Origin of the sequence: Paenibacillus sp. J22TS3, from assembly GCF_018403205.1 — a bacterium.
GTDB classification, from domain to species: domain Bacteria; phylum Bacillota; class Bacilli; order Paenibacillales; family Paenibacillaceae; genus Fontibacillus; species Fontibacillus tuaregi.
Map to the genome: position 1 here is coordinate 513218 of NZ_BOSF01000002.1, position 22860 is coordinate 536077.

A 22860-nucleotide genomic window follows, 5' to 3' on the forward strand; every position below is an offset into this window, starting at 1 on the left:
TATCGAACTGTTTCATAGGTGAATTACCTAGGGGATAAAGAAAGAGGGAGTGGTGTATGCAGCAGCCCAAACAATTGATTGACCGGTACGTTACGGCCTTATCTTCGGTAACCAAACGGTTGAATTATGAAATCACCAAGGTGGTTCAGGATGACATGACCGTCGATCAGTATCAGATCATGTATTACATCAATGCGCAAGAGAGATGTACTTCTACTGTGCTTGCAGACGCCTTTTGTGTGGGCAAGAGCTCCATTACTGCAATCATCACCAGGCTCGTGGATCGAGGGCTGATTGAGCGTACACGGGATGAGGATGACCGGAGGCTGATCTATCTGTCGCTGACCGATCGTGGGCGGGAGGTTTATGACAAGGCAGACCGGAAAGTGCAGGATATGGTCTCCAGCTATCTTACTCATTTCAACCAGGATGAGGTCGAATCTTTTATTGGTACATTTGAAAAATTAGCCCGTCTGGTCGGGGAAGGGAGTAAGGAGTAAATGCGATTCATATTAAAGGCCAGATGGTGGATCATCCTCCTCTGGGTTGCTGCCGCGGTTGGCTTGATGCTTACAGCGCCCTCTATGTCAGATCTGGTCCGCCAGAAGGGGAATCTGTCGGTGCCGGCCGGTTATTCCTCATCGGAGGCTTCGGAGATTATGAAGGAGCTCTCCGCCATGAAGGGTGGGGGGAAGGAGACTCAAATTGCGCTGGTCTTCCATGAGGACAGCCCTATAAGCCAGAGCGGCAAGGATACGGTAAAAGAGGGAATCGAGAAGCTGAACGCTTCCAAAGACAAGATTGGCATTGTCTCGATCACAGATCCTTTCTCCACGCCGGATGCGGCTGACAAAATGATCTCCAAAGATGGCAAGACAATCCTGACGGCGATTTCCGTTAACCATGACGAACGCAAGCTGAAGGATATTGAGCAGGATATCCGCAGCACCCTGGCTTCTGTGAAGGTCAAGCATTATTTGACAGGCCAGGAGCAGATCAATGAGGACACGGTGGCCAGCTCCGAAAGCGGGCTTAAGAAATCCGAATATTTTACGGTTATTTTCATTTTATTGATTCTGTTTGTAATCTTCCGTTCGTTTGTGGCGCCGTTTATTCCACTGCTCACTGTGGGGCTCAGCTATGTGGTGTCCCAGTCCGTGGTGGCTTATCTGGTGGATTCATTTGATTTTCCGCTCTCGACATATACCCAAATCTTTATGGTGGCGGTTATGTTCGGGATCGGTACGGACTATTGTATTCTTCTGATCAGCCGGTTCAAGGAAGAGCTTCAGCATACGGATGACAAATGGGAGGCCATTGTGGCAACCTACCGCACAGCAGGAAGAACTGTATTCTTCTCCGGACTTGCGGTGCTTGTCGGATTCGCGGCCATCGGCTTATCCAAATTCATTCTGTATAAGTCAGCGGTTGCCGTGGCCGTTGGGGTCGCTGTGATGCTGATTGCGCTGCTGACCGTAGTGCCTTTCTTCATGGCTGTTCTCGGAACAAAGATTTTCTGGCCAGCCAAAGGCTCGCTTGAGCATAAGGAGAATAAGCTGTGGGGCGCGTTTGGCATGCTGTCCCTCAAGCGTCCTTGGGCGGCTATGCTGCTGGTTGTGATCTTTACGGTTCCTTTCCTGCTGACCTATAGCGGCAAGGTTTCGTTTAACAGTATGGAGGAGATTGGGGACAGCTATGAATCGGTTAAAGCTTTCAATATTATCTCGGACAGCTTTGAGCCGGGAGAATCCCTGCCAACCTCGATCGTAATTAAAAATAATGAACGTATGGACTCTGCGGAATACATGGCCCTTGCCGAGAAGATCAGCCGCGAGGTTAAAGAGGTGGATGGCGTTGCCAGTGTGCGCGGCCTCAGCCGCCCGACTGGAGATGAAGTGAAGGACTTCAAGCTGACTGAGCAGGTGAAGACGGTTGGCGAAGGGCTCGGGAAAGGCAACGAGGGCCTGAATACGATTCAGGAAGGCTTGTCCAAGGCAGGGAATTCCCTCAGCGAAAACGAGCCGAAGCTCAAGGAAGCGGCAGCCAGCACAGGCAAGCTTGTGGAGGGCACCGCGAAGCTGAAGAACGGGATCAGCCAGCTCAGCAGCGGGCTGTCCGCCATTGAGAAAGGTATCCGCAGCGGTTCTACTGGCGCGGGACAGCTTAAAAATGGGCTTGAGCAGGCGAAGAAAAGCGCCCAGCAGCTTGCTGCTGCGCAGAAGCAGCTGCTTGGAGCCTACCAGCAAATTGGCCAGGGAATAGGCTCCATAAGCGGAGGACTTGCCCAGGTGAATGAACAGCTGAGCGGCGCTGCCCAGGGACTTACCGGCCTTAGCGGCAAGTTCAGCAGCCTGGAGAGCAAATATCCTGAGCTGGCCAAGGACCCGGATTACCTGACGATTCGTGGTACGGTGACCGAAACGGGCAAAGGCATGGCCCAAATGGCAGCTGGCCTCAAACAGCTCCAAGGATCTCTGGATCAGGCAGCGGGCGGGCTGAAGCAGGCCAATGAAGGCCTGGCTAAAGCGGCGGGCGGCCAATCTCAGCTGGCAGGCGGATTTGACCAGCTGATCAGCGGAATTAGCGCCCTTGAGAAGGGGCTGAACCAGGCTGCCTCAGGTCAAGGTCAAATTATCGGCAAGATTCCGGACGTGGTCAGCGGCCTCTCGCAAATTGAGAACGGCCAGAAGCAGGTTCAAACCGGATTCAGCCAGTTCTCCGGGCAGATCTCGAAGCTGACCGACGGCCTGAACCAGAGCGCTGACGGCATTGCGAAGGTATCCGGCGGTATTGATTCGGCTAAGGATTATCTGAATCAGGTTGGCGGCTCCAACAACGGGCTCAGCGGCTTCTATGTGCCAGATGAGGCACTCAATAACAAAGACATGGCGAAGCTGTTTGATACGTATTTGTCCAAGGACCGCAAGATTATGACGCTGGACGTTGTATTCTCAGATAATCCTTATGGGACCAAGGCAATTAATGAAGTCGACGAGATTAAAGCAGCGGTGAACCGTGCCGTAGATGGAACCAAGCTGGCCAAAGCGGACATTGCGTTTGGCGGTGTATCCAGCTCCTTCAACGATCTGAAGAACATTTCCAATGAGGACTATACACGGACGGTCATCCTGATGCTGGCCGGGATCTTCATCATTCTGGTGCTGCTCCTGCGCTCCATCATTATGCCTCTTTATCTCATTGCATCGCTTGTGCTTACTTTCTATACCTCTCTTGGGGTAACAGAGCTCATCTTTGTCAAAATCATGGGGATATCGGGTATCAGCTGGGCGACGCCGTTCTTCGGCTTTGTTATTCTCGTTGCACTCGGAATTGACTACAGTATCTTCCTGATGGACCGGTTTAACGAGAAGAAACACTGGAATGTGGGAGATGCCATCCTGCATGCCATGAAGAATATGGGGACGGTCATTCTGTCCGCAGCGGTCATCCTCGGGGGGACCTTTGCTTCCATGTATCCTTCAGGTGTCATGTCCATGCTCCAGATCGCAACCGTGGTTCTGACGGGTCTGGCTCTCTATTCTCTGGTTATTCTGCCGTTCTTCGTCCCTGTGATGGTAAGAACGTTCGGCAATGCGAACTGGTGGCCGTTTCCGCGCAAGTCTGAGGCGGGTGCGGGATCAGAACACAGCAGCAGTATCAAGCTATAATGAATTAAAATGAAAAACCGGCAGGTCTGTATGAGTTGAATTTAAACTCCAGACCTGCCGGTTTTGTTATGTAAGAAGACAGCTCATGGCGGTTATAGTCTTGTCCGCTTAAGCCAGCTTCTAAGCGCCCATTTGCGTTCATGGCGCTTTTTATATTTGGGAAGCGAGCGGTAGATGGCCAGGGATTCGTTATAGGCTTGACGGGCGTCATCTTTCCGGTCCAATGAGGCATAGGCCGTACCCAGCAGATAGAAGGCCTCGCTGGAGGAGGACTGGATCTGCCCGTACTTTTTTGCATATTCGATCGCTTTTGCCGCATCCTTATGCTTGTAAATGGCTGCCAGCCGGAGATAAGACTGGCCATATCTTACACGTTCATTCAGCTCCAAAGCCTGGTGCAGATGGCGTTCAGCCTCCTCCAGATGACCTAGCCCCATGGCGGCCATCCCCAGATCATCCCAGAACTCTGCGGATTGTTCCGAGACCGGCTCCATTTCTTTTAACAAAGCGTAGGCCTCGTTATACTTTTTCCTTTCCAGCAGCAGTCTGGCAAGATCACGCTTGGCTGAGATGTCATGATGATTAAGAGAAAGCTGCTGACGGAGGGAAGATATATTTCGCAGGCGTTTAATGGGTTTGGTAATGCTGGGAAATACACCGATAAACCGGCGGTCAAGAATATAAATGATCAGCAGCAAAATAACCAAGGCCACAAAAGGATTGCCAACAAGCCATACTAAAGCTCCGAATAAAAGTAACTTACTCATGAAAACCTCCATATCCATAATTACTCCCGATTATATCACAATTTACCAGCCCGCTTGCCGTATAATAGTTATAGTGGGAATCAGACATAGGGAGCGAGCCGTCTCTTGAAGAGGGACATTTTGCAGTCATGCTCTCATTCCTTTAAGTGGGTAAATTAACGTATAGCGAAATTATTAAGGAATGGAAGGGATCGTACTATGTACAAGCTGGTATTGGTAAGACATGGCGAAAGTATCTTTAATTTGGAGAACCGGTTTACGGGCTGGACCGATGTCGATTTATCGGAAAAGGGCGTTACTGAAGCCAAGGAGGCAGGCAGATTGCTGAAGCGGGATGAGTTCGTCTTTGATATCGCGTTTACTTCCTATTTGAAACGGGCGATCAAGACGCTTGATTATATTCTTGAGGAAATGGATCTGCTCTGGATTCCGGTACACAAAACCTGGCAGCTTAACGAACGGCATTACGGGGCCCTTCAGGGACTCAGCAAGGAGGCAACGGCGGTGAAATACGGGGCCGAGCAGGTCCACCTCTGGCGCAGAAGCTATGACGTGCTGCCGCCTGCTCTTACGAAGGACGATGAAAGATATCCGCGTAATGATGTGAAATACCGGGATGTGCCGGATCAGTTCATTCCTCTTACGGAAAGCTTGAAGGAAACCATTGTCCGGGTTGAGGACTATTGGCTCAAAGTGATCGTGCCCCAAATTAAAGCAGGCCAGCGGGTGATTATCTCGGCACATGGCAACAGTCTTCGCGCTTTGGTCAAGTATTTGGATAACATGAGTGATGAAGAGGTTATCGACTTGAATATCCCGACGGGCACTCCGCTTGTATACACGCTGGATGAGCAGCTCAAGCCTGTTGAGAAGTACTATCTTGGTAGTGAACGAAGAACCGAGAAGAAGATTGAAAAGGTGGCAGATCCCGGCAAAATTATGGAATAACCGCCGCGATTCTAAAATGCCGCATCCGGGTACAAGCCGGGTGCGATCCCTCCTCTCCCGCATAGAATGTCGTAGAGGGAAAGGAGGGGGCTTTATTGCAGACCCGAAGCGACAGCCATGCGCAGGGAATCGATGTCTCCCATTGGCAGGGATCCATTGACTGGAAGAAGGTCCGTGCAGCTGGGAAATCCTTTGTGTTCATCAAAGCAACGGAGGGTACCCGCTATCAGGACGATCATTTTCTGTCTTACTTCAAAGGTGCCAAATCAGCAGGGCTGCTTGTAGGCGCCTATCATTTCACGAGAGCTGCCAAGCCTGCGGAGGTGAAGGCTGAGATCGACCACTTCCTTACGGTAATTGGGCTGGCAGGGGGATTAGACGCATTTGATTTGCCGTTTGTGCTTGATATCGAGACCAAAGAAGCGGGAACAAGAGCCAACGTTACGGCCACGGTACGGGCCTGGGTGGATGAGTTCCGCAGGCGGACAGGCAAATACCCGCTAATCTACACTTACCCCAGCTTTATCGAAGGCTATCTGGACAACAGCTTGAAGGATGTGCCTTTATGGTATGCCTACTACAGCCATGTCCCTCCAGGAAATAAGGCGGGATGGAAATCGTGGGAGTTCCTTCAGTATACAAGTGAGGGCAAGGTTCCCGGTATTAGTGGAAATGTTGATTTGAACGAATATAAGGGAAGCGAGGCTGAGCTTATGGCCGCCTATAGCAAAGGAGACTCTGGCAATAACGGTAATTCCGGTTCCCCTGGTGGTAGCGGTTCTGCCCCCGCCTGGAAGGAGTCCGGCAGGCAGTGGCTGATTGATCAAGCGGGGATCAGCAGCGACTGGAAGGCGGAGGACCCTGTAGATATCGGAACACTTGGCGCTATTCTGGCCAAACTTCAGGCTAAACAAAAATAAGCGGGGGAGCCTCCCGGAATTATAAAGCCATGAGCCATCCAGGGGGTTCATGGCTTTCTGCTGCTCTAACCCAGGTTTGAATTTGACCAGAAAAGTTTCTCTAGAGAAAAATTATTGCAATAACCTTTTGTTTAGGGACAACGACAACACTGTTTCTCTAGACCCACTCGATATCTTTGGTTAAGATAAATGGGCTGAATTAAAAAGCGCGGGAAGACATGTGGATTGAAAGCGGGCGTCATCTTCATGTCTTGGAATATTTGAATAAGGCGGTATATAAGATGCAGGCAGCAAGCAAAACCTTTATTGCAGTGTGGATCAGTCTGATCAGCAATTTATTTCTAACCGGGGTCAAAATTTTGGTTGGCGTTCTGTTCAACAGTCAGGTTCTCATCGCAGACGGGATACATAATGCCGGCGACGTGGTGGCCACATTCGCAGCGCTAACTTCAACTAGGATTTCGAAGAAGCCGGCGGATGAGGATCATCCCTATGGGCATGGCAAGGCAGAGGTACTTGCTTCCGCCGTGGTCGCCATTATTCTTGCGGCTGCGGCCGTATTAATGATTGTCAAATCAGTTGAGGCTTTTCTCGTTCCGGCCGCCGAAGCAAGCTTTATTGCTTTGATAGCTGCAGCAGTATCTCTGGTATGGAAACAGATTCTATATGTATACTGTATCCGGATCGGCAGAACGGAGAACAGCAAGAGCCTGACCGCTACAGCTTATGATCATTTGGCGGACGTCTATGCCTCAGTGGCGGCATGTGCGGGGATCGGGATTGCCCTGCTTGGAGATTATTACAACATTCCACTAACCAAGTACGGTGACCCGGTTGCGGGGCTGATCGTATCTTATTTCGTGCTTAAGCTGGCTTACAAGATGGGACAGGAATCCGTGGATATCCTGATGGAGAAGAATATTTCCCAAGCACAAATCGAGCAAATCCGAAGCATTGTGAGCGGAATTGAGCACGTCAAACGGATCGACCGGATCCGCGCACGGGAGCTTGGCAATTATATTATTGTGGATGTCCGGGTGAGCATCCCTAGTGACATGACGGTGCAGCAAGGACACGATGTGAGTAAGGAAATCAGGAATACCGTTAAACGGGAAGTGGATTATGTTGAGGAAGTTATGGTGCACATCAATCCGTGGTATCAGGATCATTTAGCCTAGAAGGCTAGATCGGGTCAAGGGGAGATTTGGGAGGAGAAATATAAGAACGCCGCACAGGAGCAGATGATAAAGAGGATGATGATCGCGGCAAAAAGCATGAGGATTCTTTCGAACGAGTCTAATCTTTTCACAGATAATCACTCCCCGTTTAAATGTTAACTAATTATACAATAATACCCATATTGCGGGAAGAGACTTTTAAAAATAATTTACTAGATTTCGAATTTAGTATCCCAAAAGTACTAGAACTTTCCTTCGCACTTCCCTATAATTTAGTTATAAAGTAAAGGGTGGTGCAGTAATTGCTGTCTTCGTTTATTTATTTTGGTCTGAGCATATTTGACGCGCTCGCCATGTTTGGCTTGATCATCTCCCTTTACAAGCTCCCTTTGTGGGACCATCGTTATAAAGTGGCTTTATTTGTGATATTTATCGCATTATATTCATTTATCATGAGACTAGTCATCGGATTACCCCAGTTGGACCTGCCTTTGCAGTATCTCTTTTTTATTATTTTTCTAAAGTACGTTTATAAATTAAAATTCAATTTGTCGGCTTTTGTTGCCGGGGCAGGTATTTCTGCTTATATGGTTCTTCAGCTGACGATCTATTATATCTATAACTTGGTTGGGGTGTTATACAATAGTGTCTTTAACCAGACCGACGGAGTTCCTGTGTATATTATCCAAATCAGCTCAATTCTTGCCGCATATGGCATCGCCATCTTCTTGAAGGCATTTCGACTCGGGTTTTCGTTCATCCGCTCCCACCACGAGAGTTCTACAGACTCCTACCCAGGCGAAAATAAATCTTTACTGGTTGCAGCGACTATATCATCAGTAACGATATTTCTGGTTGGCTTTTTTCTGTATACTGTGGATTCATTAGGTTTCATCATCATGGCTTTCGTAACCTTCAGCATTTCCTATTTCCTCTCCCAAAGGAGCGATTATGAAGGTGTTAGAAGCATTGTCGAAGCATATCTCAAGGAGAATAAAGCAAAGTGATCCGCATGGGCCGGTAAGCCTTGAAGTCATGGAGTATCAGCTGGGAATCTGGTTAAATACTCTCTGTGCGTTATTGCTTACCATTATGCTCGGATGGGCTTGCGGTATTTTGCCGGAAAGTATAACCGCTTTAGCTGCCTTTTATATTGTCAGACGGTATTCCGGAGGCGTACACATGAGATCGCTGACCGCCTGTACGATCGTTTCTTCACTTCTCTTTGTATTGATTCCTTTTGTTCCTTTGGACACGAGTATGACTCTGATGGTCACCGGGATAGCAGTTGTACTGTTTCTGCTGTATTCTCCGAATATTTTTGAAGAACGCAACCCATCTGCTATAGATCCTTATTTAAAAATAATATCTTGCATGTTAGTAGCAGCTAATTTCCTAATTCAGTCTTCTGAAATCGCATGGTCCTGTGCGGTGCAAGCTATTCTTCTCCTTCCTTTATGGAAAGGAGGTGATTCTGAATGAAGCAGTCTTTGGCCCGGAAATTATCTGAATTGTTAGAGAGAAGTGCAATGAAGTCTGCCGCTAGCAATAAAAGCCTAATCGGAGCCCCGCGGCTCCCGAAAGAACTGAAGAAGACTAAGTCTTGAATTCCGTATCCTGCGAACCCGGTTTATGTGTAAAGGCTCCGTGTTTCAGCATGTTCAGTCAAGAGATAAATATATAATGAGGAAGGGCCAATGTTCGGTATGAACAGGGCCCTTTCTTTTGATTGAAATTAGAACATATGTTCCTGTATAATTTAACGGAGGCCTAGGAGTATGGAATTGAGAAGGACGAAGAGGAGGTCGAAGCTATGCTCCCTGATTTTGAAAGAAAACTGCTTAGAATTATGTACAACTATTCGCTGAAATACCGGAAGATGCCTGAAATGCGCGAGCTTCAGCGTCTTACGGGCAGACACCGAAGCTCAGAGATAGAGAATGCCCTGTTATGGCTGGAGAACCATCATTATATTTCATGGGAGAACAAATCTTACACCGAGTCTGTGCGGATTGTTCAAGGCTGGGAGCAGGAGTCTGAAGGTGGCCTGGAACGAGAACAACGAAGTCGTGCAGAGTATTGGACAAGAGATTGATAAAAATAAATCAAAGTTGGACTGGCGTCCAAGCTTCGGGTGAGGGCTGAGAATACAATGAATTGTATTCTTAGCATAGAGGAGGTTTTCACAAATGAGCGAAGTAGGTGGCGGATACGGCGGCGGAGGAATGTTTACTTCAACTGGCGCAATCCTGGTACTGTTCATTCTGCTGGTGATCGTTTCCCGTTCTATCCTGTACTAATTAAATCCAAGTGATTTTGACACAAATCCCTGTTAGGCGTGGTAAGCCTGGCGGGGATTTTGTGTTGGGTGTATTAGTCTGGCGAAGATCTGAGAGCGTGTAATAGGGCGGCATGGGTCGGTAAAAAGAATGAAAAAAGAAGCTGTATGACAGCTTCTCAGAGTATTTACTCATATTAAGGTTTAATAATACCGATTTTTGAGTCTGTCTAATTTTTTATTGATCACGTTTAACTTTGTATTGATTTGGTTGAGGCTTTTGCTTAATCCTATCAGGCCTTCCCCTAATGCTTTGTCTTTGACATGTCTAAAATGCTTCCGAGCTTCTTTTGCATGTTTTCTGTATTTGTGTACTGCCTTGTGAAAAGAATGATCCATATGCCTGATCTCCCTTCAATGATTTGTAATTGTACAATATAATAAATGCTCTTGGCCGAGGAAGCGTATGGACGAAAACCACATCAAAAAATATTATAAAAATTCCTATATTAAACTATGAATGGAATAGGTTATTGATATTAGATGTTTGAGGGTTTTGTTAGTAATCAGCATATATGGCTAGTTCCTTTCCCATCCCTGTCACATATGAATACATTAGAGGTGGACATGAATGACGAGTATGGAGGAACCTTAAAAAAAGAAGGGGAACTGTACCTTGATAACAGCGTGAAGGGAGGAAGAGGAAATGTATCTCTATATATACTGCATTCTTCTAGGTATACCGCTATATTGGCTCATTCTCCCAGCTAAAATCGTAAAGGCCACACCCCAAAAACTAGCGCCTTTATCTGACGTTCTCCCCTTGGGGGGTGAGCAGCAATAATGCCGGACTATCAGCAATGGATCACATTCGGAGTTTTTGTATGCACCGTTATTCTCCTCATGTGGCGTCCCGGGAGAATTAATGAATCGATCCCAACATCACTAGGGGCACTCATTCTCATCTTGGCTGGTGTAGTAAGTTACAAGCATATCCTTGAAGTATTAGGAATTGTATCTGGAGCCGCGGTCACAATTCTTTCTACCATTGTTATGTCCATTATACTTGAGAGCATCGGCTTCTTCCGCTGGGTGGCTTTTAATCTGGTTGAGAGAGCTAAAGGCTCAGGTGTAAAGCTCTTCTGGCTAATTCTCCTTCTCTGCTTTCTTATGACCCTCTTCTTCAATAATGACGGCAGTATACTCATAACTACACCTATCATTATCCAAATTGGTAACATTCTGGAGTTGAAATCGAAGCAAAAAATCCCCTATTTGTTCTCTGGAGCACTGATTGCTACGGTATCAAGCGCACCTATAGGAGTAAGCAATCTGGCAAATCTAATAGCACTCCGCATCGTTGGACTGGATCTAAACCAATATACCGTCATGATGTTTGTCCCCTCTATGATGGGTATCTTATGTATTTCCGTACTTTTGTATCTCTATTTTCAAAAGGATATTCCCCGCAAAATCAGCAAAAATCCGATCAGATATTCATTACAGCCAGGGAACCACCCTCTGCTGCATAACCATGAGATTAGTAATAAAGTAGACTGGTGGCTGTTCAGAGTTTGTATAGGTATAGTTGTTTTTATTCGTGGGGGATTTTTTCTTGCCGAGGATTTGGGAATTCCTATTGAGCTCGTCGCATTAACTGGAGTTGTACTCATGATTGCGGTTAGATGGTATCGAACAAGGAAGGGTATCCGTGATGTTGTGATACAAACACCTTGGCATATTCTGTTGTTTGCATTCAGCATTTATGTCATCGTCAATAGCCTTCATCGTGCCGGGATGACAGAATGGCTGATAACTTTATTACAACCATTTGCTGAGAAGAGCGAAGCAAGTTTAATAGCCGCTTCCGGTCTGATGCTAACACTTCTTTCGAATCTGGTTAACAATCTTCCGTCGGTTATGATTGGCACTTTTGCAGTGACGGATATGGGGTTAGGACAACAGCCTCTTCAACTCGCGTATTTGGCTAATATCATGGGAAGTGATATAGGAGCATTGTTAACACCTGTAGGCACCCTGGCCACATTACTGTGGATGTATATCCTTAGGAGTAATCATGTCCCCATTACCTGGAAACAGTATATGAAAGTAACCTTAATCGTGATACCTATTGGTTTGATTGTTAGTCTGATGTCCTTATATGTATGGACACAATTCCTGCTTTGAGAGGAGGATGAGGATGCAGGTTTTTAAGAAATGGTTAAATCAAACCGTGGAGCTTGAGTTGTCTGGATGCACTGAACGTATCATTGGCGAATTAATTGACATGGGAAGCGACATATTAGTATTATTCTCGGAATCAAAATTCATTTATATCCCCATTCACCATCTGCAGCATTTGAATCTGGCTTCGGCTGATCTTCAACTGTATGATTCAAGCCGTAATTCTTTGCCCGAACAGGATCAAATTTCATATCGAAAAATGCTGATGAATTCCAGAGGGATGTTCACTGAAGTATCCATTGGCAACAAACGTTCCATACACGGATACTTGACCGGCATAATGAACGATTATTTTATTTTCTTCTCTCCAGTATATGGCAGTGTATATGTAGCTATTAATCATGTTAAATACTTAATCCCTTACCCTCCCAATAAAACTCCATTCGATCTAAGCCAAGACCATTTTCCTGTTCAGCCGGCCGCACTGCCTGTATCCCGAGCTTTAGACCAGCAAATCAAGAAATTAGAAGGTGAACTCATCATTGTAAATCTGGGTGAGAAGCCCTGTCACGCAGGCCTGTTAAAAACTTTAGAGAATAATATACTTGAAATGATCGATGCTAGTGGAAATATTAATTTTATCCATGGTGATCATATCATGACCATTCATTTTCCTAATAAATGAATTAGAAGTAGACCATGCTAACATGCTCATTAAGAAGCATGTCTTGAGTGATTCGGATGTATTATCCGAGTCTTTTTTATTTCGTTCCAGTTCGTCCCAAATCACAAAAAAAGACAAAAGCCTTCGTACAAATGCACGATACAAAGGCTTTTGTCCGGGGATCTCTTACGAGATCCCCATCATGGGAGAGGAGAAACCGGACGAAGAGCTTATGGGGAAACGTAAGTCTTCTCCGCGGTTGTCTACGACATTTGTGATGTCGATATCTTTATTGTGTCCGCGTTTGCCCTTTTTATACCTGCATCTTATAAAAAAAGGGAATGTGTGTGGAATCAGTTTTTCAATACGGTAGGAGTATGGTACGATATCGTCATAAAAAAAGCGACACGGCATGTGACGAAAAGATAGGGTGTGACAGAAGCTTGCGCGTAATATCAGGAACTGCCAAAGGCAGGCCGCTGAAGGCTGTACCCGGTACGGGGACAAGGCCGACAACGGACAAGGTGAAGGAGGCCATCTTTAGTATGATTGGCCCTTATTTTGATGGAGGGAAAGTGCTTGATCTGTTCGCCGGAACCGGCGGGCTTGGAATCGAGGCATTAAGCCGGGGGATGGACCGTGCAGTATTCATCGATCTTGAATATAAGAGTCTTGAGGTCGTTAAAGCTAATCTCAAGGCCACAGGGTTGGAGAATCAGGCAGAGGTTTACAAGAATGATGCCGAGCGAGCGCTTAAGGCGCTGGCCAAACGGGAGGCAGCTTTTGATCTTGTGTTTCTCGATCCCCCATACCGGCTGAAATCCGGAGACAAGCTAATGGGAAAAATGGACGAGCTTGGTCTCCTGGAGGATGAGGCCACGATTGTGCTGGAATATGAATCTTCATTTGAGTATCCGGAGCATTTCGGTAAATTCAACCGGTTGCGTAAAGCTGAGTACGGCGAGACAGCCGTTTCGGTCTATAAGTATAGGCTTAACGCTAATTCTGCGGACGAGAGCCAGGAGGAAGAACACCATGACGGAATCTAATAATAATCTGCGCATAGCCGTATACCCCGGGAGCTTTGACCCGGTAACTATGGGCCATATGGATATTATTCACCGGGCTGCCAGACAGTTCGACAAGCTGATTGTCGCTGTACTGAACAACTCAAGCAAGAATCCCTTGTTTACGATGGAAGAGAGAAAGGAACTGCTGCAGCAGGCCACAAGGGATGTGCCTAATGTTGAAGTGGACAGCTTCAGTGATCTGCTCGTAAATTATATGGTGCAGAAGCAAGCCCATGTCATTGTGAAGGGTGTGCGTTCAGTTACCGATTTCGAGTACGAGATGCAGATGGCTTCCATTAATCATAAGCTTAACAGTGAGGTTGAGACGATATTTATGATGACCAACCCCAAATACAGCTATCTGAGCTCCAGCGTGGTGAAGGAAATTGCCCGTTTTCAGGGGGAAGTCGTGGATTTGGTGCTTCCTGAAGTAGAGGAAGCTCTTCGGCGCAAATATGCTCCGGCTGCGAAAAAATGACAGACAGCTGATTATCGGGCTGCCCGTCTGTGAAACCGCCAAATCAGAGTGAAGACCAGAAGGCTGGCCGTGAACAGGGCCAGGATACCGATCTGCCATTTTACCATACTAAGAATATATGGCCATTCCAAAATGTTGTTCAAGCTGTCCGCCGAAGCTGCTGCAGGTGCAGCCTCTTTGTACACGGGTGCAGCACCGGGGAAAAGGCTGGAGAGAGGTTTCCAGCAAAGCAGGGTTAGACCGAAGGCATAGATGGCGTGCAGCATTCGGGTAAGCAGAAACAGGCCTGTGCCAATTCCCGCTGGACCCAGAACAGCTCTAACCTGCAAATAAGACGATAGACCGCTGAATCCCAGGATGGTTCCCAGCAGAGCGGCTTGGAATGAAGGGGAAGAGAACTCCGCATTTGCGGCGGCATAACTGCCTAAGTGAACCTCAAGGATTCCCGCAAGCCCGAGCGGAGAACCAAGGCCTGGAATATAGAGCTGAATCATACGGGCAGCAACGGCAAATATCAGCATATACCCGCCGATCATCATTAAGGTCTGAACGGAAGAAGCAACCGTATCGCCTAGGAGCTTGCCAAAACTGCGCCCGTCTGCCTGACGGGCTTCTTCAATACTTTGGAGAAGAGAGCGGGAATGGTGCCTATCCTGATCAGATGTAAGGGGTGGAGGATTCAACCGCTTTTTGTCCCGGCGTGATAGGATCACATGGAGAGTCATTCCGGCAGCCAGGCCTGTCACGGAATGAACAGCGGCAAGAAGCAGGCCGAGTGCCGGATTATGAAGGAACCCGGTGCCGATGACAACAATGATCAACATGGGACTGCAGAAATGAGCGGCTGAAGCCAGCATCCCGGCCTGTCTGGCACTTAATCGTCCCTGAGCGTACAGCTGGGCGGATGCCTCGGCAGCGGAGGGGAATCCGGCGATCAGACCGAGAGGAATGACCCATCCGGCCACGCCAGGCACACCAAACCCTTTGCGAAGCAAAGGGTCCAGCAGTGTACCCAGAACATGCACCAATCCATAAGCGACTAAGATTTGGGATAATACCAGGAAGGGAAGCAGCCCGGGAAATACGATTCTCCACCACAGGGTCAGACCCTGAAGTGAGGCGTCGAACGCGGCGCCGGGGGACTTGACGATACTGGCTGCGAGCAGAATGGCTCCGCCGCCGAATAGAATAGTAACCCACAGCCGGCCTCTCGGCTGTTGTTGTCCGTTCATGAATGCTTCACCTCTTATATGAATAGATATAGAGCAGCCGTGTAGGGCTTGTCTGCGGTATTCACGGATGAAATTGAAAAGGCTAGTACAAATATAATTTATGCATGGAGAGCCCGGAACAGACCAGGCTTGTTCCATAAGGCACTATTTGAGGGAGAGGAATACACAGTGCAGCAGAGAAACTCGAGGATATTTAAGTCGTTACTCTATGTAATGTTGCTGGTGGTTATGGTGTATGTGGTTGTATTCATGCCTACTCCTTATATGGTGAATCAGCCGGGATCAGCTGAAGAAATCAAACCCATGATCCGGGTAGCGGGGGGCGATCCCGAAGAAAAAGGGACATTTATGATGACTACTGTATCGGTGACGTACGCCAACGTTGCGGCACTTATCGCGTCCCAATTCAACAGCCAGGCCCAGATCGTCCGCAAGACGCCCGAGCAGGGGGGCAAGGAATATGAAACCCAGCAGATTTATTATATGAGTGATTCCCAGTCCAGCGCGATGGCGGCCGCATATCACAAGGCGAAGGTTCCTTTTAACATCGTATCCGAATATGTATTTGTCGTGTCCTTATCCAAATCTAACCCTCCGAAAGGGGATTTTGCCCCAGGAGATATTATCCGGAAAGTGGATGGTCAGGCGCTGACCCGGTTCGAACAGCTTTCAGGAATCTTGAAGACAAAGAAGGCTGGGGACCGTGTATCCGTAGAGCTGGAGCGGGATGGGAAGACGCTGAGTGAGCAGGCGGAATTGATCCCGCTTAAGGACCCGACAACTGGAGGGAATAGAGCAGGGTTTGGCCTGAACATCGGAGAGCTTAGAAAAGTGAAGTCCGTTGATCCGAAGCAGCAGGTCGAATTTGCGCACACCCAGGTGGGTGGTCCTTCAGCCGGTTTAATGTTCACGCTGGAAATTTACAACCAGCTTACCCCGGGAGATTTGAGCAAGGGATACCGGATTGCGGGGACGGGAACCATGTCAACGGATGGGACAGTAGGTCCGATCGGCGGAGTGCAGTTCAAAATCGTGGCCGCCGACCGGGAGAAGGCAGAAATCTTCTTCGTTCCAGAGGATAACTACAAGGATGCGAAGAAGAAAGCAGAGGAAATCGGCACATCTATGAAGCTTGTTCCTGTAAAAACGGTGGATGATGCCTTGGATTATCTCAGCAAACTGAAGGCTAAAGCCGGATAGGCGGCTGACGGTAATCCCGGAAGATCTGGTCAGTAGCATAATCGTTAAAGGCGCCCGCATAGACAGCGGAGGCGGCAAGATCCAGCTCCAGCTGGGGATGGGATAACGTGGACGGTCTCGTGAGGATGGGCAGCGAGGCCGTCTTTTTCATTTGTTTCAGGAGCTCACGTCCTTGTTCTGAGAATCCGAGTACCCGGAGGTAGCCGGGTCCCTCCGCAAGTGCTTCCCTGGTGAAAGCCGTTTTCCTATGTTGGAGCAGTACATGGACCAGCAGGCGCTGCAGCTTCGTATGGGTATATCTCTTGGTCTTGAGCGCCTCGAGCAGATGAGCGACGGTCGGCTGGTTCAGGGAAGGCAGCACCTTCTTAATCCGGTATTCAAGTCCTTCGGTCATTTCATGGATATGGGAGAGCGTTTCAGCCGGGCTGGTCAGAAGCTGATAAAAAAGCGGCCCGCGAAGCGATTCCCAGGTCACCGGCCCACGGCCCGCGGCGATCTCGCGGGCCAGGATACCGGCGGCATAATCCGGCATGTAGGGACTTGCCTCTGGCAGTCCCCCGGCCAGAATCAGCCGCCGGATGGCGGTCGCGCTGGCGATGGACCCCTCGCCCGGCTGCGCATCATGGTATCCGGCGGCTTCGCGCCGGATCGTTAAGGGCTGGATCGCGCTGCCAAGCCGGCGCAGTGCGATCATATAATGCAGCCCAAGCGAATTGTTGGGCTGCCTCAAGAGCTCGCGGGCGCCTTCGGCTGCGCCGCCCGCGAGAGTCCTCTCCGCCGCCGCAGCGTAGGCGGCGGGGTAGCTGGCGCCCGTGGCGAGCTCCTCCGCCACGGCCTGGCGCATGGGGCCGCTTTCCTCCGCAAGCGCCCCAGCGAGGGTCTGCAGCTTGTCAGTCCCGCCTTCCTCGCTGCCGAATACCAGGTGCGTGACCAGACCGGTCGCGTTCAGCAGCGCAGCCGCCCCGTAGGCGAACCACTCCGCCGGCTGTACGGCGTAAGCTACGGGCAGCTCAATGACCAGGTCCGCCCCCATGGCCAGTGCCATTTCCGTCCGTGCCCACTTGGAGACGACAGCCGGTTCACCCCGCTGCAGGAAATTGCCGCTCATGACGGCGATAGCCGCCTTAGCCCCGGTTTCCTGCTTCGCCCGGTTGAAATGATAGAGATGCCCGTTATGAAGCGGGTTATATTCTACGATTAAACCGACAATACTCAAAATCTGGGCCCCCCTTGGAGAAAAGGTAATAAGTATTAGAAATAATATCATGAACTGCATGTTTTACCGAATAAACATGGTATAATTTACAGACTTGTTCCAAATGGAGGGTTTATATTCCTGCCGGGGATGGGTAGAATGTCTGGAATTGCCGTATAATAAAAGGGGGAGTCAAGTTTATGATATTGACAAAACTCTCTTGAAATCGGTATAATAATTTTTGTTTGTTTGGAGTGATGGATATGCACTTTCAATTTCGTAAGATGGCGTCCACCGACGGCCCTGTGGAACTCCATGAGGCATTGGATGTCCGGCATGTTGCCAAGGACCGCAAGGATATTACCCGTATAAGCCCCCTTCAAGCCGATCTAAAGGCTGTTTATTTGGGCGATAATGAAGTGCATGTACAGGGCAATCTGTCCACGGAATTGGACATGACGTGCTCCCGCTGTCTGAAGCCTTTGAAGAAACAGATCGGTATCGGTTTTGAGGAACGGTTTAAGTATAGCGAGAATGCGGAAGATGTGCAGAATGAGGAAGACGATATCCGCTACATTGCAGAGGATGACGTTGATCTTGTTCCTTTCATAGAAGAAGATCTGCTGCTTAATCTTCCTTTTGCAGCCATCTGCAAGGATGATTGCAAGGGGCTTTGCCCGACATGCGGAACCGATTTGAATGAACGCGAATGCGGCTGTGACAGAGAAGTGGTTGATCCGCGGCTTGCGGCACTCAAGGATTTCTTTAAACAGTAATGAAAGAGAACAGCGTTTAGCTTTTCTTGTGATATGGGGAGGATGAAGTTCATCTTAACTTTCACATATCTAACAAAGTCTGATACCTAACTGCTCTTGCAGCAAGGATATGGCAAGGTTGACTTGAATAAGGAGGTGGGAACCATGGCAGTACCTCAACGGAGAACGTCCAAAACACGTCGTGACAAACGTCGTACTCATTTCAAATTGGCTGTGCCGGGCATGGTAAAATGTGAACAATGCGGAGAATTGAAGCTTGCTCACCACGTATGCAAAGTATGCGGAACATACAAAGCAAGAGAAATTATCAAAGCATAGTCAAACAATCAAAGTAGTACCTACATCTTGGATGGGGTGCTATTTTTTTTGGAGAAAACAGGTGATTTGCAGAATTCCTCTTGCGGCAGAGGGATTATCTTTCTTTTTAAATGCGGATGATTTATACTGGAGCTTAGTACCTGGTTCTAAAGAGATCACCGGAATAATAGAATCTTACATTTACTATAGATCAAGCAGGGGGCGATTCTTATCGAACGTTTGCCCAAGCGGGCGAGGCAGCAGCAGCTCGTGAGAATGATTGAAGATAATCCGTTCATTACAGACCAGGAATTGACCCGGCAGCTGAAAGTCAGCATCCAGACCATCCGTTTGGACCGTCTTGAGCTTGGGATTCCCGAGCTTCGTGAACGGATGAAGCTGATGGCTGAGCGAAGCTATGACCAGGTGCGGTCTCTGCCGCTGCATGAAATTATCGGGGATATCGTAGATTTGCAGCTCGACAAGAGCGGAATATCCATTTTTGAAATACGTGAAGAGCATGTGTTCTCCAGAACCGGAATTGCCCGGGGACACCATGTGTTCGCCCAAGCTAACTCCCTTGCTGTAGCCGTGATTAACGACGAGATCGCTCTGACCTCATCCGCAGATATCCGGTTTGTCAGACAGGTTCATCTCGGGGAGAAATGCATTGCCAAGGCCTATGTCCGTTCCGAGCCGGGCAATAAAGGAAAAGCCAAGGTGGAGGTATTCACCTATGTGGGTGAAGAAATGGTCTTCCAGGGCAACTTCGTCATTTACCGTTCCGGGAAAGAGGAACACAGCGAAGGGGGAACTAAGCATGTTGATAGCTATTGATGCCATGGGGGGTGACCATGCGCCCGAATGTAACGTGCAGGGGGCGCTGGCCGCAGCCAAAGAATGGAGCGATATTCAGATTGTCCTGGTTGGCGACCAAGAGCGGATTGAGAGCCTGCTTACAGAACGTCCGGCCAACCTGAGCATCCGCCATACCTCGGAAGTGATTGGCGGGGAGGACGAACCGGTAAAGGCTGTCCGCCGAAAGAAGGATTCGTCCATGGTCGTTGCGGGACGGATGGTTCGCGAGGGCGAGGCGGACGCAATGATTTCGGCGGGGAACACCGGGGCTTTAATGACTACGGGGCTGCTTGTGGTTGGACGGATGGAAGGCATTGAACGTCCGGCTCTTGCGCCAATGATTCCTACAGTTGACGGTAGAGGTGTACTGGCGCTGGACTTGGGAGCCAATATGGACGCGAAGCCGGAGCACTTGGCCCAATATGCGCTAATGGGCAGTGTATACCGGCAGCAGGTTCATGGAATAGACAAGCCCAGAGTGGGACTTCTTAACGTAGGCACAGAGGCAATTAAGGGGAACGAGCTTACGAAGGCCGCCTACCCGCTTTTGCAGGAGCTTCCGATTAACTTCGTAGGCAATGTGGAAGCACATGGCGTGCTGGCTGGGGCTTGTGATGTCCTGGTCTGTGACGGCTTTGCGGGCAATATTTTGCTTAAATCGCTGGAAGGGACTGCTGGAGCGCTGTTCTCCATTCTAAAGGAGAAATTTACAAGCTCTTTGAAGAACAAGCTGGCGGCTGCTGTGTTAATGCCTCAGCTGCGCAGCCTCAAAAGCATGATGGATTATAAAGAGCACGGCGGCGCTCCGCTCCTCGGATTGAGCGGGCTCGTCGTGAAGGGACATGGCTCGTCCGATGCGGATGCGATCAAGAATGCGTTCCGCCAGGCGCGGATAGCTCTGCGCAGCCAATTGACACAGACAATTTCCAAAGAATTCAGCAGCAGGGAGAGAGTGGATTAAGTGAATAAATTTCGTCCGGTAGGGATTATTGGTACGGGGAAATATGTGCCTGAGAAAGTATTAACCAATGCGGATATGGAGAAAATCGTGGAAACGAACGATGAATGGATCGTATCGCGCACCGGGATCCGTGAGCGTCATATTGCCGCACCGGAGCAGGCTACCTCGGATTTGGCTTATGAGGCGTCCATCAAGGCGCTGAAGTCGGCTGGACTAGCCCCGGAAGATTTGGACCTCATCATTGTGGCAACGGTAACGCCGGACATGACGTTCCCTTCCACGGCCTGTCTCCTGCAGGAGCGGCTCGGCGCCAAGCAGGCTGCTGCCTTTGATCTGTCGGCCGCCTGCTCGGGATTTGTATACAGTCTCGCCACAGCTACGAATTTTATCAAGACAGGCATGTACAATAATGCGCTTGTGATCGGTGCAGACACCTTGTCACGCATTACGGACTACACGGACCGCAACACCTGTGTGCTGTTCGGAGATGGAGCGGGTGCCGTAGTCTTGGGTGAAGTGCCGGCAGGAAGAGGCTTCCTCTCGTTTGATCTGGGAGCGGAAGGAGCCGGGGGTTCCCAGCTGAAGCTGGAAGCCGGAGGCTCCAGACTGCCCGCTTCCGCGGATACCGTCGGTTCCGGCAAGCATTTCATTTATATGAACGGGCGCGAGGTGTTTAAATTTGCGGTGCGGGTGATGGGTACAGCTACAGAGGAAGTGCTTCGCAAGGCGGGAATTTCCAAAGAAGACGTTGATTTATTTGTGCCTCACCAAGCTAACATCCGTATTATCCATTCCGCTATGGAGCGTCTTGGATTACCGGAAGAGAAGTGTGTGATCAACGTGGATAAGTACGCGAACACTTCCGCCGCATCCATTCCTTTGGCTCTGGTAGAAGCTGCGGAAGAGGGACGCATGAAGGAAGGGGACACCCTCCTGCTGGTCGGTTTTGGAGGAGGCCTCACCTGGGGAGCCTCCGTACTTGTTTGGTAATTTTCATATCTAATTTAGGAGTTCTCTCGTTGGCTGGGGCTAGTCGTTCCGCCTGAAGAGGACTAGACATAAGGAGAGCTGGCAATCGTTATGGGGAAGTTAGCATTTGTATTCCCGGGACAGGGTTCCCAAGCTGTGGGGATGGGCAAAGATATTTATGAAGCTCTGCCGGAGGCGGCAGCATTATTCGGTAAGGCCGACGAAGTCTTGGATTTCAAGCTGAGTGACCTGATCTTTAATGGTCCGGAAGCTGAACTCAAGATGACGGCGAATACACAGCCGGCCCTGCTGACTACAAGCTACGCGCTGTACAGCGCTTTTGCCTCACACGGCATAACGCCGGATTTCTTCGCTGGGCACAGCTTGGGTGAATATACAGCCTTGGCAGCCGCAGGGGTCCTCTCGTTCGAGGATGCTGTAGCCACTGTCCGGTCCAGAGGTTTGTTCATGGAGCAGGCTGTACCGGGAGGACAGGGAGCTATGGCAGCGGTGCTTGGAGCGGAGCGCGGAGCGCTTGCAGCCTTATGCCAAGACATCACTTCCGGCGGACATCTGGTTGAGCTGGCGAATATTAATTGTCCAGGTCAAATTGTTGTATCGGGAACCCAGCAGGGAGTCGCTGCGGTCGTGGAGCGGGTAAAAGAAGCCGGAGGCAAACGGGCGATTCCACTCGAAGTGAGCGGACCTTTCCACTCCTCGCTCATGAAGGCTGCTGCGGAGCGTCTCGAGGAGAAGCTGACTGCGGTCCGCTTCGAGGATGCCAAGGCTCCGGTTGTAGCGAACGTAACCGCGCAGCCGGTTCAGAAGGCAGCGGATATTCCGGCCCTTCTAACTCAGCAGGTCTATTCACCGGTTCAGTGGGAAGACAGCGTGCGCTGGCTGATTGAACAAGGTGTCGATACGTTTGTTGAGATCGGCCCGGGCAGTGTCCTTGCAGGACTAATCAAGAAGATTGACAAAGGTGTGCGTGTTCTGAACATCAGCACACTGGAGCATGTGGAGCAGGTGGCCGGGACGCTGAAAGAAGATCTGTAAGGGGGGTCTAAGAGGCGTCTAAAAAGTGCCCATAAGCCTTCGGATCTCTTTCAGCCAGGCCTGCGTAAGCCAAAGCTGGATAGCGGCTGCTTGGCACCGTTATCTTTAGTCTTTCGCTGCAGCTGTGCTTTAGATCTGCCTTCAATGAAAGCAGCTCTTGA

Annotated in this window: 23 protein-coding genes; 20 read left to right on the forward strand and 3 right to left on the reverse strand. The window is 49.3% G+C overall.

The features are described 5' to 3' along the window. Positions 1–56: 56 nt before the first annotated feature. Together KJS63_RS08235 and KJS63_RS08240 are read left to right on the forward strand one after the other, a co-directional pair. Positions 57–500 carry a MarR family winged helix-turn-helix transcriptional regulator gene (locus KJS63_RS08235; protein WP_213618693.1) on the forward strand — a complete coding sequence of 148 codons (444 nt, stop codon included), beginning with the start codon at positions 57–59 and terminating at the stop codon, positions 498–500. Then, on the forward strand, positions 501–3668 hold the full coding sequence (locus tag KJS63_RS08240; protein ID WP_213618694.1) for an MMPL family transporter: 3168 nt from the start codon (positions 501–503) through the stop codon (positions 3666–3668). Between the two features lie 92 nt (positions 3669–3760). Here KJS63_RS08240 and KJS63_RS08245 read toward each other — a convergent pair whose 3' ends face one another. Then, the gene (locus KJS63_RS08245) at positions 3761–4435 is read right to left on the reverse strand and encodes a tetratricopeptide repeat protein (protein ID WP_213618695.1); all 675 of its coding nucleotides are present in this window, start codon (positions 4433–4435) and stop codon (positions 3761–3763) included. Positions 4436–4633: 198 nt separating this feature from the next. Here KJS63_RS08245 and gpmA point away from each other — a divergent pair, with 198 nt between their 5' ends. The 11 genes from gpmA to coaD all read left to right on the forward strand — a co-directional run bounded on the left by gpmA (position 4634) and on the right by coaD (position 14155). Beyond that, on the forward strand, positions 4634–5383 hold the full coding sequence (gene gpmA / locus KJS63_RS08250) for a 2,3-diphosphoglycerate-dependent phosphoglycerate mutase (protein ID WP_213618696.1): 750 nt from the start codon (positions 4634–4636) through the stop codon (positions 5381–5383). A gap of 95 nt (positions 5384–5478) precedes the next feature. Beyond that, positions 5479–6303 carry a glycoside hydrolase family 25 protein gene (locus tag KJS63_RS08255; protein ID WP_213618697.1) on the forward strand — a complete coding sequence of 275 codons (825 nt, stop codon included), beginning with the start codon at positions 5479–5481 and terminating at the stop codon, positions 6301–6303. A gap of 281 nt (positions 6304–6584) precedes the next feature. Then, on the forward strand, positions 6585–7481 hold the full coding sequence (locus tag KJS63_RS08260) for a cation diffusion facilitator family transporter (protein WP_213618698.1): 897 nt from the start codon (positions 6585–6587) through the stop codon (positions 7479–7481). 302 nt (positions 7482–7783) lie between these two features. Then, on the forward strand, positions 7784–8488 hold the full coding sequence (locus tag KJS63_RS08265; protein WP_213618699.1) for a hypothetical protein: 705 nt from the start codon (positions 7784–7786) through the stop codon (positions 8486–8488). Next, a complete protein-coding gene (locus KJS63_RS08270) occupies positions 8433–8963 on the forward strand; it encodes an accessory gene regulator ArgB-like protein (RefSeq protein WP_213618700.1) in 531 nt (176 codons plus the stop codon). The genes KJS63_RS08265 and KJS63_RS08270 overlap by 56 nt, the downstream gene beginning before the upstream one ends. 331 nt (positions 8964–9294) lie before the next feature. Then, positions 9295–9576 (forward strand): hypothetical protein, encoded by a 282-nt coding sequence (locus KJS63_RS08275; RefSeq protein ID WP_213618701.1) that lies wholly within the window; start codon positions 9295–9297, stop codon positions 9574–9576. 94 nt (positions 9577–9670) lie between these two features. Next, positions 9671–9781, forward strand: coding sequence for a sporulation protein YjcZ (locus KJS63_RS08280; protein ID WP_213618702.1), 111 nt, complete (start codon positions 9671–9673; stop codon positions 9779–9781). Positions 9782–10602: 821 nt separating this feature from the next. Beyond that, positions 10603–11946 (forward strand): arsenic transporter, encoded by a 1344-nt coding sequence (locus KJS63_RS08285; protein WP_213618703.1) that lies wholly within the window; start codon positions 10603–10605, stop codon positions 11944–11946. Between the two features lie 13 nt (positions 11947–11959). Next, on the forward strand, positions 11960–12628 hold the full coding sequence (locus tag KJS63_RS08290; RefSeq protein WP_213618704.1) for a DUF2642 domain-containing protein: 669 nt from the start codon (positions 11960–11962) through the stop codon (positions 12626–12628). A 422-nt stretch (positions 12629–13050) separates the two neighbouring features. Beyond that, positions 13051–13656 carry a 16S rRNA (guanine(966)-N(2))-methyltransferase RsmD gene (gene rsmD, locus KJS63_RS08295; protein ID WP_213618705.1) on the forward strand — a complete coding sequence of 202 codons (606 nt, stop codon included), beginning with the start codon at positions 13051–13053 and terminating at the stop codon, positions 13654–13656. Further along, positions 13643–14155, forward strand: a complete 513-nt coding sequence (gene coaD, locus KJS63_RS08300; RefSeq protein WP_068619450.1) for a pantetheine-phosphate adenylyltransferase — start codon at positions 13643–13645, stop codon at positions 14153–14155. The genes rsmD and coaD overlap by 14 nt, the downstream gene beginning before the upstream one ends. A gap of 11 nt (positions 14156–14166) precedes the next feature. On the opposite strand, the gene KJS63_RS08305 is transcribed toward coaD, so the two are convergent. Then, the gene (locus KJS63_RS08305; protein WP_213618706.1) at positions 14167–15387 is read right to left on the reverse strand and encodes a nucleoside recognition domain-containing protein; all 1221 of its coding nucleotides are present in this window, start codon (positions 15385–15387) and stop codon (positions 14167–14169) included. A gap of 168 nt (positions 15388–15555) precedes the next feature. On the opposite strand from KJS63_RS08305, the gene KJS63_RS08310 reads away from it, so the two are divergent. Beyond that, entirely contained in the window at positions 15556–16587 is a 1032-nt protein-coding gene (locus KJS63_RS08310) for a SepM family pheromone-processing serine protease (RefSeq protein WP_244862536.1), read from the forward strand. Here the strand turns inward: KJS63_RS08310 and KJS63_RS08315 are convergent. Further along, the gene (locus KJS63_RS08315; protein WP_213618707.1) at positions 16574–17803 is read right to left on the reverse strand and encodes a nucleotidyltransferase; all 1230 of its coding nucleotides are present in this window, start codon (positions 17801–17803) and stop codon (positions 16574–16576) included. The two genes, KJS63_RS08310 and KJS63_RS08315, sit on opposite strands and share 14 nt — an antisense overlap. 242 nt (positions 17804–18045) lie before the next feature. Here KJS63_RS08315 and KJS63_RS08320 point away from each other — a divergent pair, with 242 nt between their 5' ends. The 6 genes from KJS63_RS08320 (at position 18046) to fabD (ending at position 22699) form a co-directional block, all read left to right on the forward strand. Continuing rightward, entirely contained in the window at positions 18046–18558 is a 513-nt protein-coding gene (locus KJS63_RS08320; protein ID WP_068619442.1) for a YceD family protein, read from the forward strand. A gap of 144 nt (positions 18559–18702) precedes the next feature. Further along, the gene (rpmF, locus tag KJS63_RS08325; protein ID WP_082926944.1) at positions 18703–18876 is read left to right on the forward strand and encodes a 50S ribosomal protein L32; all 174 of its coding nucleotides are present in this window, start codon (positions 18703–18705) and stop codon (positions 18874–18876) included. 219 nt (positions 18877–19095) lie between these two features. Next, entirely contained in the window at positions 19096–19692 is a 597-nt protein-coding gene (gene fapR, locus KJS63_RS08330; RefSeq protein WP_082926943.1) for a transcription factor FapR, read from the forward strand. After that, positions 19676–20674 carry a phosphate acyltransferase PlsX gene (plsX, locus tag KJS63_RS08335; RefSeq protein WP_068619440.1) on the forward strand — a complete coding sequence of 333 codons (999 nt, stop codon included), beginning with the start codon at positions 19676–19678 and terminating at the stop codon, positions 20672–20674. Before fapR ends, plsX begins: the two co-directional genes overlap by 17 nt. Further along, positions 20675–21664 carry a beta-ketoacyl-ACP synthase III gene (locus tag KJS63_RS08340; protein ID WP_213618708.1) on the forward strand — a complete coding sequence of 330 codons (990 nt, stop codon included), beginning with the start codon at positions 20675–20677 and terminating at the stop codon, positions 21662–21664. A 90-nt stretch (positions 21665–21754) separates the two neighbouring features. Beyond that, positions 21755–22699 carry an ACP S-malonyltransferase gene (fabD, locus tag KJS63_RS08345; RefSeq protein ID WP_213618709.1) on the forward strand — a complete coding sequence of 315 codons (945 nt, stop codon included), beginning with the start codon at positions 21755–21757 and terminating at the stop codon, positions 22697–22699. Positions 22700–22860: the final 161 nt, after the last annotated feature.

Coding starts and splice junctions, on each gene's coding strand:
- KJS63_RS08260 (WP_213618698.1), top strand. CDS start 6,585: ATGCAGGCAGCAAGCAAAACCTTTATTGCAGTGTGGATCAGTCTGATC.
- KJS63_RS08280 (WP_213618702.1), top strand. CDS start 9,671: ATGAGCGAAGTAGGTGGCGGATACGGCGGCGGAGGAATGTTTACTTCA.
- KJS63_RS08240 (WP_213618694.1), top strand. CDS start 501: ATGCGATTCATATTAAAGGCCAGATGGTGGATCATCCTCCTCTGGGTT.
- plsX (WP_068619440.1), top strand. CDS start 19,676: ATGTTGATAGCTATTGATGCCATGGGGGGTGACCATGCGCCCGAATGT.
- KJS63_RS08245 (WP_213618695.1), bottom strand. CDS start 4,435: ATGAGTAAGTTACTTTTATTCGGAGCTTTAGTATGGCTTGTTGGCAAT.
- KJS63_RS08275 (WP_213618701.1), top strand. CDS start 9,295: ATGCTCCCTGATTTTGAAAGAAAACTGCTTAGAATTATGTACAACTAT.
- fabD (WP_213618709.1), top strand. CDS start 21,755: ATGGGGAAGTTAGCATTTGTATTCCCGGGACAGGGTTCCCAAGCTGTG.
- KJS63_RS08320 (WP_068619442.1), top strand. CDS start 18,046: ATGCACTTTCAATTTCGTAAGATGGCGTCCACCGACGGCCCTGTGGAA.
- rpmF (WP_082926944.1), top strand. CDS start 18,703: ATGGCAGTACCTCAACGGAGAACGTCCAAAACACGTCGTGACAAACGT.
- KJS63_RS08270 (WP_213618700.1), top strand. CDS start 8,433: ATGAAGGTGTTAGAAGCATTGTCGAAGCATATCTCAAGGAGAATAAAG.
- coaD (WP_068619450.1), top strand. CDS start 13,643: ATGACGGAATCTAATAATAATCTGCGCATAGCCGTATACCCCGGGAGC.
- KJS63_RS08235 (WP_213618693.1), top strand. CDS start 57: ATGCAGCAGCCCAAACAATTGATTGACCGGTACGTTACGGCCTTATCT.
- KJS63_RS08290 (WP_213618704.1), top strand. CDS start 11,960: ATGCAGGTTTTTAAGAAATGGTTAAATCAAACCGTGGAGCTTGAGTTG.
- gpmA (WP_213618696.1), top strand. CDS start 4,634: ATGTACAAGCTGGTATTGGTAAGACATGGCGAAAGTATCTTTAATTTG.
- KJS63_RS08285 (WP_213618703.1), top strand. CDS start 10,603: ATGCCGGACTATCAGCAATGGATCACATTCGGAGTTTTTGTATGCACC.
- KJS63_RS08305 (WP_213618706.1), bottom strand. CDS start 15,387: ATGAACGGACAACAACAGCCGAGAGGCCGGCTGTGGGTTACTATTCTA.